The organism is Mycobacterium sp. NGS56 (assembly GCF_059812425.1).
Window position 1 is genome coordinate 22,909 of sequence record NZ_JCALCQ010000001.1, and the last position, 12,512, is coordinate 35,420.

Consider the following 12,512-nt stretch of genomic DNA (forward strand, 5'->3'; position numbering starts at 1 on the left):
ACTTTGCAAGGAGATCGCCATGCCCTCTCGCGAACTTTCCTTCCCCGTGTTCGACGCCGACAACCACATGTACGAGCCGCAGGAAGCGCTGACCAAATACCTTCCGGACAAGCGCAAGCACGTCATCGACTACGTGCAGGTACGCGGTCGCACCAAAATTGTTGTGCGCGGCCACATCAGCGAGTACATCCCCAACCCGACCTTCGAGAAGGTCGCCAAGCCGGGCGCCCAGGAGGACTACTTCCGCAACGGCGCGCAGGGCAAGAGCTACCGCGAAATTCTCGGGGAGCCGATGAAGGCCATCCCCGCCTTCCGCGAACCCGGCGCGCGCCTCGAGGTCATGGACGAGCTGGGCATCGACTACGCCCTGATGTTCCCGACGCTGGCCAGCCTGGTCGAGGAGCGCATGAAGGACGACCCGGAGATGACCCACGACGTCATCCACGCGCTGAACCAGTGGATGCACGAGCAGTGGTCGTTCAACTACCAGGACCGCATCTTCGCCACCCCGGTGATCACCCTGCCGATCGTCGAGCGGGCGCTCGAAGAACTCGAATGGGTCCTCGAGCGCGGCGCCCGCACCGTCCTGGTGCGCCCGGCGCCGGTTCCCGGCTACAAGGGCAGCCGATCGTTCGGCCTCGAGGAGTTCGACCCGTTCTGGCAGGCCTGCATAAAGGCCGGCATCCCGGTGTCGATGCACGCGTCCGACAGCGGTTACTCGGAATTCGCCAACGTGTGGGAGCCCGGCGACGAGTTCCTGCCGTTCAAGCCGACCCCCTTCCGCAGCCTGGTGATGGGCCACCGGCCGATCATCGACGCGATGGGTGCGCTGGTGTGCCACGGCGCCTTGTCCCGCAACCCGGAACTGCGCATCCTGTCGATCGAGAACGGCGCGGACTGGGTGCCGGATCTGTTCAAGGGACTCAAGGGCGTCTACAAGAAGATGCCACAAGCGTTCAGCGAGAACCCGATTGACGCGTTCAAGCGGTGCGTGTACATCACCCCGTTCTGGGAGGACCGGTTCACCGAGATCGTAAACATGGTCGGCACCGACCGGGTGATGTTCGGCTCCGACTGGCCCCACCCCGAGGGCCTGAAAGACCCCATCACCTTCGTCGACGAACTCACCGATTTCTCCGAAGAGGACGTCGCCAAGATCATGGGCGGCAACCTGATGAAGCTCATGAAGGTTTCCGCGCCGGCCAAAAAGCCGGTGTCGGCCTGATCGTTGCCCGACGGCGGTTCGGTGTAGCCGGACCGCCGTCGGGTACTCGTCGGCATGAGCGTCCCCGGGCCAAGGAAGGGGCTGATGAGCGTGGCATCAGAAGGCCGCTCGCTGGTCAGTATCGATGACGACGTCGCGTTCCTCACCGAGCAGATCGAGGCGCTCCAACACCTCGGACAGCGTGACGACGTCGACGACGAAGAGATCTACGACCTGAGCATCAGGTGGGGCGCCGCGCTTGCGGGACGACTGCCGCGCATGGCCTATTACGATTCGCTGGGGCAACTCGGCAACGACGATCGGCAGCGGTTTCGATCGCTGTGCGACCAGCTTCGCGAGTTGGCTCCGCTGGTAGAGCGATTCGACCTGGCTCGGCCGCGACTTCCGGGATCGGCGGACGGTCAGGCTAGCGGGGGGCGTCGCCTCCGGAAGCGCCCGAACTTGCTGCGTAGGTGAGAAACTCCATGTCGCGCAACGTGATCGCGGTCCGCGGCTTGGGACAGTCCGGGTTGCGACAGGTCAGGGCCACCATGTACGCATCAACATCTTCGTTCAAGAACAGAAAACCCAGATAGAGCGCATCACCGACGGCGAAATCCGTTGCGCCGCATGCTTCGCAATGTCCGCCCTTCGCCGCGATCTGCTCGAGCACGCGATGGTGTGCCACCGTGTCCAAGCTGATCAGCTCAGGCCGTGACCCGATTCCGTCGATCACCCGTTCGGTCATCTCAGATTTCCACGTCCTTGTCGTAGTAGACGCGATCCTCACGCCAACCGCCTGTGCCCATGCCGATCCCGGCATAGTCCTCGACGAATTCGATCTGGTTGATCCACTTGGCCATTTTGAAACCGACCTGGGTTTCCACCCGTAGGCGCAGGGGCGCACCGTGCTTGATGGGCAGCGGTGCGCCATTCATCTCGTAAGCGAGCAGAGTCTGCGGCTTGTCGGCGAACTCGAGGTCGAGCACCTCATAGAACTGACCTCCGCCATGTGACGCCGGCTCGTCGGTGCTGTTGTCCTGCATGGTCAAAAAGCAGATGTAGCGCGCTTGTGGCAGCGGTCGCACCAAGTCCACGAGCTGACTCAAATGAACTCCGGTCCATTCGCCGATGCTGGTCCAGCCCTGAACGCAATTGTGCAGCACACATTGCGTTTCGGACTCGGCCAGCGCGCGCAGCGCACTGAGATCCAGGGTCACCGGGTTCTCCACCAACCCGCCGACCCGCAGCCGCCAGTCCACGAAATTGTGCACCGCCATCACTTTGTATTCCGTGCTGGTGGGCGGCTTTCCGTTGATCCGGTGCTGCTTGGAGATCTTGTGCGCCGGATAGTTCTGCCGTGAATTCAGCGGGCGCAGCAACAGCAGGCGAACCGCGGTGACAACCGCGCCCAGCACGCGCTGTACCGACCGTGGGTTGCGAAGACTCCAGATCGTCGCCGCGACATGGACGGCGACGATCGCCGTAATGATCAGCAGGGAGATGGCCGTCGCCCAATACGTATTGCGGACCGCGCCGAAAATCATCGACGCGGTGAGCCTGCCCCAACCCCAGAAGAAAATCATCGACAGGTGAATCACGATGAAGACCAGGAAGACGAGTAGGCCGAAGAAGTGCAGGCTTCGGGCCCATTGGCGACCGCCCCACATTTGGACGTACCACGGGAACCGTGCCTCGATGGCCGGAGACTGCGCGGCGCCGGTCAGGATCTGAAACGGTGCAAGGACAAAGATGACGCCGGCGTAGGTCAGCTTCTGAATGGCGTCCAACGGCTCACCGGGCAACACCGGCGGCAAATTGAACGTCAGGTAGGTAACGATGTCGTCCCATGCTTCGGGAAAGATCGACCATGAGGCGGGCCAGTAGCGATGCCATTGCCCGGTTGCGAACAGCAAGATGTAGTAAGACAGCCCCAGCAGAATCCAGCCGATGACCACGAAGAAGTGCCAGTGGCGCCCCACTCCGAGCTGCGCGCGGCCGGGCAGCGAGATGAACGGGCTGTAGTCCTCTTCCTCGTCGAGGGTGTCGTAGATCTTGTCGCGTGGCATCACCTTTCGGGTGAATCGTGCCCATTCCGAGCCCGGCCTGCTGTCGTCGTGCCAGTACAACTTCGGGTGGGTGGCCAGAATCTCGAGACCACTTCGCAGGATCAGGGTCACGAACAGAACGTTCAGCCAATGATCGATGCGCAGCCATACCGGATAGTCCAACGTCGTCATGTCCCAGCCCTGTCAGTCGTACCACTGCCGGCGTCGCGGGTAGGCCACGTTGATGCCCGACAGCACGGTCGTGTGCACGGCGATAAACCCTGCCGCACAAGCCATCCCCAATGTTCCGGGTGCGAAGTCCCATCGGCCGGTCACCGTGGCGAGCCCCGGCAGGCTGACCCAGCGGGTGATCAGATACACGCTGAGAAACGCCAAGCAGACCAAGCTGCCGAGATACCAACCGGCCTGGGGCACAGCGGCTCTGATGCCGACCACCGTGGCACTCGCCGCGGTCAGGCACGCCAATGCCAGCGCCAACACGTAGGCGACGAAATATCCGGGCACGTCCGGCTCTTTGATCAGCACGTAAACGTGCACCGCGACCAGACCGGTCAGTAACGCCCCGCCCAGCGCGGTCACCGTCCGGGGCAGGTTGAACGCCACCCAGCCGTTCAGGGTAAGCACCCGTGACGATAGGAGACGCCGCCAAAGCGCCGTCGTACGTCGCGCCACGAGATTGGCCACGACTGCGAGATACCCGCCCTATCCGGCCACAAACGGCCTGCGCGCGCTTTGACAGGTCGTCGATTTTCGCAGCCGTCAATTCATTTGCCACCTAATTCGCCGGCACCCCGCAGGCAGCTATCAAACCGGTGCAATACGCATGCAACAACCATTGCTAATCTGAATAACTGCGTGTCCGAATAGGTCAGCCATTTGACCCGGTTTTCTACTCGGCCCAGCTTTGCGGGGCTGCCCGGAAGCCGCTAGGAGGAACGGCCAGATGGTGGCCGAAAACGACTGGGACAGAACCGTCGGTGCGGCAGGCGACGTACGCCGCGTCTTCGAGAATGTTCCCGCGCTGTTGGTCGGACTCGAGGGGCCCGACCACCGATTTGTCGCGGTCAATGCGGCTTACCGCGCGCTCGGCCCGCCGATCGACCCAATTGGGCTACTTGCACGCGAGGTTTATCCCGAGCTGGAGAGCCAACAAATTTTTCAGATGTTCGACCGGGTGTACCAAACGGGTGAGCCGCAATCGGGTTCCGAATGGCGGGTGCAGGCAGACTTCGAAGGCGCGGGCCGCGCGCAGGAGCGCTTCTTCGACTTCATCGTCACACCGCGACGAGCAGAGGACGGCTCGGTCGAGGGCGTACAGCTGGCCTTCGTCGACGTCACCAGCCGGGTGCAGATGCGGATCGCCGCCGAGGCACGTCTCGAGGAGCTGTCCGAGCGGTATCGCAACGTCCGCGATTCCGCCACCATCATGCAGCAGGCGCTATTGGCGCCGTCGGTGCCGATCGTTCCCGGCGCGGACGTGAGCGCGCAGTACCTCGTCGCCGCCGACGACACCGCGGCCGGCGGCGACTGGTTTGACGCGATACCCCTCGGGGACCGGCTGGTGCTCGCCGTCGGGGACGTGGTCGGCCACGGCGTCAAAGCGGCGGCGGCGATGTCTCAGCTGCGGACCGCGCTGCGGATGCAGGTCCTGTCGGGATATCCCATCGCCGAAGCGCTCGAAGCGGTCGATCGATTCCGCAAGCACGTCCCCGGTTCGAACATGGCCACGATCTGCGTCGCTTCACTCGACTTCGACACCGGAGAATTCCGCTATTGCACCGCAGGACACCCGCCGCCCCTGCTGGTGGCCGCGGACGCCACCGCCCGCTATCTCGAGCCTTCCGGGGCGGGCCCGCTGGGCAGCGGCACCGGCTTTCCGATACGCGCCGAATTCCTTGACGTGGGCGACTCGATCCTGCTGTACACCGACGGCCTGATCGAGAGGCCCGGCCGGCCACTGGGCGCCAGCACCGCCGAATTCGCCGAACTGACCGCAAATATCGTCGGCGGCCAGCGCGGCTTCGTCATCGAGTCGGCGGTACGGCCGATCGACCGGATCTGCTCGGAGACGCTGGAATTTCTGCTGCGCCCCACGGGCTACAGCGACGACGTGACACTCCTTGCGGCGCAACGCCGGACCCCACCCGCGCCGCTGCACCTGACACTGGATGCGACCATCCGGGCCGCACGTACGGTTCGATCCCGCCTGAGGCAATGGCTGTCGGAGATCGGGGCCGATAGCGACGACATCTCCGATGTGGTGCACGCCGTATCGGAGTTCGTCGAGAATGCGGTCGAGCACGGTTATGGCACAGAGGTTCCCGACGGCGTTGTCGTCGAGGCGAAGCTGTCCGGCGATGGCAACCTGCACGCCTCGGTGACCGACCATGGACGGTGGAAGGATCACCGCGAGGGCGAGGCCGGCCGGGGACGCGGCCTCGCGATGGCCGAGGCGCTGGTGTCGGAGGCGCACGTCAGCCATGGAGCCGATGGGACGACCGCCAGCGTGACGCACCGACTCGCGCGGCCGGCGACTTTCGTCACATACGCGCCCGCCGTCCAGACGACCCATCGGCGGTCAATCAATGCAGAATTCGTCTGCGAGGTCAGCGAACCGGGGCGCATCGTCGTCACGGGCGACGTCGACTCCAACACCGCGATCATCCTGGACCGTCAGATCGCAGTCGAAAGCCGTTCCGGTATCGCGCCTTTGACGGTCGATCTCAGCGCGGTCACCCACCTCGGGTCGGCGGGCCTCAGCGCGCTGGCCGCGGCGCGCGAGCGAGCGCACCGACAGGGCAGCGAGTACGTGCTGGTGGCGTCACCGGGAACCCCCGCACACCACGTCCTGTCGCTGGTGCAGCTCCCGGTGGTCAGCGGCCTCGTCGAGAACCTCGTTGCCGAGGGTTAGGCACGGTCGGTCCGTTCGCCGTGCCGCACCTGGTTGAACGGCACCCCGCGATCGGCGGCGTATTCTCGCGGGAAGCCCAGCACCCGCTCGCCGATGACGTTGCGGGCCATCTCGGTGGTGCCGCCGCCGATGGCCACGGTCTGGCGGGATAGATACCGCAGGCCCGTTTCGAGTCCGGTGCCCTGTTCCCCCACAACGCCGGCACTTCCGGCGATAGCCAGGGCCGTGTCGATGCCGGTGGTCGTGGCCTCGGAGTGGAACAGCCGGATGAGCGTCCCGGCGGCCGGCGGCAGCACACCGTCTCTGACGCTGCGATACACGTGTCCGATCAGCTGCTCGGCTACCGCACGGTGCACCAGGGCGCGACCGGCCATCTCGAGCACGCGTTCGTTGTCGGCCTGCCCGGTCTTCTCCGCTAGCGCCACGTAGTCGACCGGAATCGCATTGCCGCCCTCGCTGCCGCTGCCGCTGGCGAACTCGGACCCCTGCCCCACCGCCCGACGTTCGTGATACAGCTGCCGGGATGCCACCGCCCAGCCGCCGTCGACCTCGCCGACGACGGCGTCATCCCCGACGTCGACATCGTCGAGGAACTCCTCGCAGAACTCGGTCGAACCGGTCAGCATCGTGATCCGCCGCAATGTGATTCCGGGATGGGCGATGGGCACTAGGAACATCGTCAGACCCTCGTGCTTGGGCGCGTCCCAGTTGGTGCGGGCCAGACATAGGCCGTAATCGGCGGCGAACGCGCTCGTGCTCCAGGTCTTGGCGCCGTTGATGATCCAACGGTCACCACGCCGCTCCGCCCGGGTGAGGACGCCCGCCAGGTCCGATCCACCGCTGGGTTCACTCAGCAGCTGGACCAGCACCTCCTCGCCGCGTAGCGCGGCGGCGATGTGCTTCTTCTTCTGCTCTTCGCTGCCGGTGTCGAGCAGTGTGGCGCAGCAGATCGTGAACGTAGGGATGTTGAGAATCAACGGCATCTCGTATGTGAGGGATTCGGCGTCGAATGCCTGCTGGTATTCGTAGTCCAGCCCGAGGCCGCCGTATTCGCGGGGAAAGCAGATGCCGGCGAATCCGCCGTCGTATAACCGCTTTTGCAGTTTCCTGGCCCGCAGCCACGATCGCTCCTCATCGCGCGGGGCGGCGGGCGGTGCCTCGCTGTCGATGGCCGGCATGTTGTCGGCCAGCCATGCCCTGGCCCGGGCGGCGAACTGCGCAACGGACTCGGTCGACGTCATCGGTTCTTGGTCATTTCGCGGAGCGACCCGCCTTCTCGAACTCGTATACCCGCAGATTATGTTCCTCTGGAGTGCCAAACATGTTGCGGTATAAGGTGATCCGTCGGAGATAGAGGTGCAGGTCGTGTTCCCAGGTGACGCCGATGCCACCGTGCATCTGCACGCACCCGTGCACGATCTGACCCGCCATCTCGCCCACGTAGGACTTGGCGATGCTGGCTGACAACTTCGCTTCCGGCGCGCGGGCGGCCACGGCGGCGACCGCCACCGACGTGGTGGCGCGGCAGGCTTCCAGCCAGAGCTTCATGTCGGCGAATTTGTGTTTGAGGGCCTGGTACGACGCCAACGGACGGCCGAAGGTGTGTCGGTCCAGCGCCCACTGCACGGTGAGGTCGAATACGGTCTGCAGGGCACCGATCACTTCGGCGCATTGCAGCACCTGGGCGATCTGGCTTTGTCGATCGACGAGTGCAGCCGTCTCGTCGGCAGCTCCGACGGCCGCCGACCTTGGCACCACGACACCGTCGAAGTACACCCGGGCGTACTGCTTGACCAGATCGACCGACTGCTGCGGCTCTATGCGGACCCCCGGCGTGTCCGTCGGAACAAGAAACTGGCAAATCTCGGCGGGATCGGTGCCGCTGCGCGCCACTACCAGCAGCGCCGCGCTCTGGGCGCCCGCTTCGACGCGGTCTTTGACACCGTCGATGCGGTAGCCGACGTCGGTTTGGGTGGCCGTGACCGATGGCTGCAGCGGTGCCCAACCCTTGCCCGGCTCATAGACCGCCCATGACGCCACCTTTTCGCCCGATATCAGCGCCTCGATGGCTTCGGCGTGCTCGTCGGAGTTTGCGCACTCGACAAGTCCGGCCAGCACGGTGCTGACCGGGTACAGCGGTCCGGGCGCGACTGTCTTGCCGAGTTGTTCGGCGACCATCGCCAGATCGGCGAAGCCGTTCTCCGAAACGCTTCCGCCGCCCAACTCCTCCGGCACGAGCAGACCCGTCCAGCCGAGCTCCGCCGCGCGTTGCCACCACGCGGGGTCGAATGACTTACCTGCGGCGTGCAGCTCCCGAACTCGGCGCAGCGGCGCTTCCTTTTCCAGGAACGCTTGGGTGGTCGACGTGAAGAGAATTTTTTCCGGAGAGTCGAGGGTGGTCATAGTGCCGAGGGGATCCTTCTTGACATTCGATCGCTGCGGCTGCAACGGAAACGGTTTGCGTATTTGATCATCCGCCCGATCGGTCCTCGGTTGGCTGGCGATTCTGATGTTAGCAACGTGCAATACGGTAAGAGATACCGGAGTTCAGTCGGTAAAAACCGGGACGAGTCACGCGACCACGAGATACGACACACCGCCAGGGTCGCCGCAACGCGGTTGCGCTACATCGCGAACATGCGGCGCACCGCCTGCGCGTGCAACGCCCGATTCTCCTGTGAAACAACCCAATCGGGGACCATCGAGTCGAAGCCGTTGAAGGTCGCGGTGATCACGTGCAATTCGGTGTGCACGTAGGCGTGCAAGAGCCGGTTGGCATAGTCGATGGCCTCGTCGCGGCACGGATCGATCTCGGAGCAGCTGATGAATGTGGGCGGCAGGCCTTCGAGGTTGGCCCGGTGCGCGGGGACGTGCTGGCCGTTGGCGCTGGCGTGGCCCAGGTAGTGGCTCCATGCCCGGCTCACGGCCGGGCCGTTCAGACCGGGGGTTCGCTGGAATTCGCGGCGTGACGGCGTGGCATCCGAATCGAGCATCGGCTGGTGCAGGATCTGCATCAGGATCGCCGGCCCTTCCTGGTCGAACATGCGCTGGGTCAGACCCGCGACCAGTGCCGCGCCGGCATCGCGGCCCATCACCGCGATGCGGCCGGCGTCGGCGTCCAGCTCCGCGCTGTTCTCGACGGCGTAACGGAAGGCCGCCTCGACATCGTCGAGCGCGGCCGGGCACGGATTTTCGGGGGCCAGCCGGTAATCGACCGAAACCACCAGGCAATCGCCGTCACGCGCCAGCTCCACGCAGTGCGCATGGTCGGTTTCCAGGTTCCCGGTAACGAATCCGCCGCCGTGGGCATACAGCACCAGCGGCGCGGAGGATTCGGTGCGCCCGCGATACAGACGCAGGCCCAGCCGCTGACCGTCCGGACCGGTGATGGATCGCGATTCGATCCAGACCCCAGTGGTATCGGCGGCCGCGGCGCGCTGCGCGGCCAGCAGATTGGCGTGTTCCCGCTCGGCCGGCAGCGTCTCGGCGCGGAATTCGAAGGCGCCCAACTTTACGGCGGCATCGCGCAACACCGGATCGATGCGGCTAAGGCCGTGCGGCCGGGCCAAATTGGTCTGGGTCATATCAACTCGTTTTTCGGGCTCGTCGTGCTGGCTCATCGGCGGTCCCAGAAGGTGCGGCTTACCGGAAACCACTTTCAAGGTAGACCTGCGCTTTTAGGTGCTGACACACACCGGGTGCCCGGCGTCGCGAAGCGCGCCGGGCGACCCGGAAGTTGCGGAGGAAACCGGCCCTACGCAGGAGGTTTTCGGCAGAGCCGAGATGGCCGCGTTCGGCTCGGCCATCCAAGACATTGGGCTTCGTTGCTATCTATACTATGATAGCTATTTTCAGCTCGATCTAACCCGCCGTGGATCTCGCGGGCGCTCGCAATGCGGTCCGCGGAACGGCCTTATCGGTTGTTCAGGAGGAGCGCAGATGACGCTCAGCGCCGACCCGAGTGGTCAGCCTGTTGTACCCTCACTCGATTTCACCGGTGAGACCAGTCCCTACCCGTTCTTTGAACACATGCGGCACACCGACCCGGTGTGGCACGGTTCGCTCAGCGATAACAGCCAATTGCCGGAAGAGCTGCGGCCCAGCGACGAGTGGGTGCTGTTCAATTACGACGGTGTAGCCCAGGCCTTTCGCGACGACCGGATCTTCACGTCGGCCGCCTACGACAAGACGATCGGGCTGGTGATGGGACACACCATCCTGGCGATGGGCGGCAGGGAACACCACGACCACCGCAACCTGGTGGCCAAGGCGTTCCGGGCGACCGCGCTGGAGCGCTGGGAACCGTCGGTCATCGGGCCGGTGTGCGATCAGCTGGTCGACGAAATCAAGGACGATGGGTACGCCGATCTGGTGAAGGCGGTGACTTTCGAATTCCCCACGCGGATCATCTCGACGCTGCTCGGTCTGCCCGCCGAAGATCTGGATTTCTTCCGGCGGCAGTCCCTTGATCTGATCTCGATCCCGACGGACATCGTGGCGGGATTGAACGCCGCCGCGGAACTCTACGACTACTTCCTCAAACAGGTCGAGCAGCGCCGGCGCAAGCCCACCGATGACATCATCGGCGACCTCGTGGCCGCCGAGATCGACGGGGATAAGCTCACCGACGAGGCCATCATCGCCTTCCTGCGATTGCTGCTGCCGGCCGGACTGGAGACCACCTACCGCTCGTCGGGCAACCTTCTGTACCTGCTGCTGACCCACCCCGAGCAGTTGGCGATGGTCACCGAGGACCGGTCCTTGATCCCAATGGCGATCGAGGAAGGCCTCCGGTTCGAAACGCCACTGACCATGGTCACGCGCACCACGACCGAGGAGGTCGAGATCGGCGGTAAGACAATCCCGGCTGAGGCCCAGATCGACATGTGTATGGGCTCGGCCAATCGCGACGAGAGCCGCTGGACCGATCCCGAAAGGTTCGACATCGGCCGGCCGCGCCAATCCCACATCGCCTTCGCCGGCGGTATCCACATGTGCCTCGGCATGCACCTGGCCCGGCTGGAAACGCGGGTCATGCTGAACAGCCTGTTGGACCGCGTCGAACATCTCGCGTTCGCACCCGACGACGGAACCGGAGAGGAGTCCAGGATCGTCGGGCTCACCTTCCGATCGCCGAACAAGCTTCCGGTCACGTTCGTCCCCGCCGCATGAGAAGCCGCGCAGCAATCCTGCACGACGTCGGCGGGCCGTGGTCGGTCGAGGAATTCGAGCTCGATCCCCCCAAGGCCGGCGAGGTCCTGGTGCAGATGGCAGCCGCCGGCTTGTGCCACTCCGACGACCACATCCTCAAAGGCGACATGTCAGCGCCCAATGAGGTGATGCGATCGATGGGGCTGCCGACCATGTTCCCGACGATCGGTGGCCATGAGGGCTCCGGCATCGTGCGGGAGGTCGGCCCCGGCGTCACCGACTTCGCTCCCGGAGACCACGTGGTGATGTCGTTCGTGGCCGTGTGCGGCCAATGTCGTTGGTGTGCAAGTGGAATCGAATACCTTTGCGACATCGGGATCGGCACCATGATCCCCGGGATGCCCACTGACGGCACCTTTCGCCACCACACCGCCGACGGCCGCAGACTGGGTCACATCGCCAAAATCGGCGCCTTCGCGGAACACACTGTGGTGTCAACGAACTCGCTGGTCAAGATCGAGCAGCACCTGCCACTGACGTCGAGCGCGCTGCTGTCCTGTGCCATCCCCACGGGCTACGGTTCGGTCGCCAACCGGTCGAACATGCGCGCCGGCGATACCGTCGCGGTGATCGGCGTCGGCGGGATCGGCACGGGCGCGATCCAGGGTGCCCGGATCAATGGCGCCGCCCAGATTGTGGCGGTCGACCCGGTGGAGTTCAAACAGAAGTCGGCGCTGCGCTTCGGTGCAACGCACAGCGCGGCCACGATCGCCGAGGCGTCGGATCTGGTGCGGGGACTGACATACGGGGTGATGGCCGACGCGGTGGTGGTCTCACCGTCGTTGATCACCGCAGAGGACGTCCGTGACGCGGTGCAACTCACCCGCAAGGGTGGCACCTGCGTGCTCACCGGCATGACCTCGCAGCTGACCCGGTCGGTCAAGATCGACCTGCAGGACTTCATTTTGATGAACAAGACCTTGGCCGGCACCATATTCGGCTCGTGCAACCCGAAGGCAGACATCTCTCGACTGGCCCGGCTCTATGAGACCGGCCAGCTTCAGCTCGACGAAATGATAACCAAGCGTTACCGCCTCGACGAGGTCAATGACGCCTACGACGATTTGCTGAACGGCAGAATAGTGCGGGGCATCATCGATTTCGGGATCTCCTGAGG

At 64.5% G+C, this 12,512-nt stretch carries 11 protein-coding genes; 5 read left to right on the forward strand and 6 right to left on the reverse strand.

Going from position 1 to position 12,512, the window contains the following annotated elements; genetic code table 11:
- Window positions 1-19: 19 nt before the first annotated feature.
- Together AC5Y4F_RS00125 and AC5Y4F_RS00130 are read left to right on the forward strand one after the other, a co-directional pair.
- Complete coding sequence (locus tag AC5Y4F_RS00125; RefSeq protein WP_067937710.1) at window positions 20-1,225, forward strand: amidohydrolase family protein; 1,206 nt, start codon at window positions 20-22, stop codon at window positions 1,223-1,225.
- Between the two features lie 90 nt (window positions 1,226-1,315).
- Entirely contained in the window at window positions 1,316-1,681 is a 366-nt protein-coding gene (locus AC5Y4F_RS00130) for a hypothetical protein (protein ID WP_067937838.1), read from the forward strand.
- On the opposite strand, the gene AC5Y4F_RS00135 is transcribed toward AC5Y4F_RS00130, so the two are convergent.
- Genes AC5Y4F_RS00135 through AC5Y4F_RS00145 form a run of 3 tightly spaced genes read right to left on the reverse strand, consistent with a single transcriptional unit; the run spans window position 1,632 to window position 3,957 of the window.
- Entirely contained in the window at window positions 1,632-1,952 is a 321-nt protein-coding gene (locus tag AC5Y4F_RS00135; RefSeq protein ID WP_067937712.1) for a hypothetical protein, read from the reverse strand. The genes AC5Y4F_RS00130 and AC5Y4F_RS00135 overlap by 50 nt on opposite strands.
- A 1-nt stretch (window position 1,953) precedes the next feature.
- The gene (locus tag AC5Y4F_RS00140) at window positions 1,954-3,444 is read right to left on the reverse strand and encodes a molybdopterin-dependent oxidoreductase (protein ID WP_067937714.1); all 1,491 of its coding nucleotides are present in this window, start codon (window positions 3,442-3,444) and stop codon (window positions 1,954-1,956) included.
- 12 nt (window positions 3,445-3,456) lie between these two features.
- A complete protein-coding gene (locus AC5Y4F_RS00145; RefSeq protein ID WP_067937716.1) occupies window positions 3,457-3,957 on the reverse strand; it encodes an oxidoreductase in 501 nt (166 codons plus the stop codon).
- Window positions 3,958-4,216: 259 nt separating this feature from the next.
- On the opposite strand from AC5Y4F_RS00145, the gene AC5Y4F_RS00150 reads away from it, so the two are divergent.
- On the forward strand, window positions 4,217-6,184 hold the full coding sequence (locus AC5Y4F_RS00150; RefSeq protein ID WP_067937719.1) for an ATP-binding SpoIIE family protein phosphatase: 1,968 nt from the start codon (window positions 4,217-4,219) through the stop codon (window positions 6,182-6,184).
- On the opposite strand, the gene AC5Y4F_RS00155 is transcribed toward AC5Y4F_RS00150, so the two are convergent.
- From AC5Y4F_RS00155 to AC5Y4F_RS00165, 3 genes are all read right to left on the reverse strand, one after another.
- Window positions 6,181-7,425 (reverse strand): acyl-CoA dehydrogenase family protein, encoded by a 1,245-nt coding sequence (locus tag AC5Y4F_RS00155; RefSeq protein WP_067937721.1) that lies wholly within the window; start codon window positions 7,423-7,425, stop codon window positions 6,181-6,183. The two genes, AC5Y4F_RS00150 and AC5Y4F_RS00155, sit on opposite strands and share 4 nt — an antisense overlap.
- Before the next feature lie 10 nt (window positions 7,426-7,435).
- Window positions 7,436-8,587: an acyl-CoA dehydrogenase family protein gene (locus AC5Y4F_RS00160; protein ID WP_067937723.1), complete on the reverse strand. Its 1,152-nt coding sequence runs from the start codon at window positions 8,585-8,587 to the stop codon at window positions 7,436-7,438.
- A gap of 221 nt (window positions 8,588-8,808) precedes the next feature.
- Window positions 8,809-9,768: an alpha/beta hydrolase gene (locus AC5Y4F_RS00165; RefSeq protein WP_499994439.1), complete on the reverse strand. Its 960-nt coding sequence runs from the start codon at window positions 9,766-9,768 to the stop codon at window positions 8,809-8,811.
- Window positions 9,769-10,123: 355 nt separating this feature from the next.
- On the opposite strand from AC5Y4F_RS00165, the gene AC5Y4F_RS00170 reads away from it, so the two are divergent.
- Both AC5Y4F_RS00170 and AC5Y4F_RS00175 read left to right on the forward strand, forming a co-directional pair.
- Window positions 10,124-11,356, forward strand: a complete 1,233-nt coding sequence (locus AC5Y4F_RS00170; protein ID WP_067937727.1) for a cytochrome P450 — start codon at window positions 10,124-10,126, stop codon at window positions 11,354-11,356.
- On the forward strand, window positions 11,353-12,510 hold the full coding sequence (locus AC5Y4F_RS00175) for a Zn-dependent alcohol dehydrogenase (RefSeq protein WP_067937729.1): 1,158 nt from the start codon (window positions 11,353-11,355) through the stop codon (window positions 12,508-12,510). The genes AC5Y4F_RS00170 and AC5Y4F_RS00175 overlap by 4 nt, the downstream gene beginning before the upstream one ends.
- Window positions 12,511-12,512: the final 2 nt, after the last annotated feature.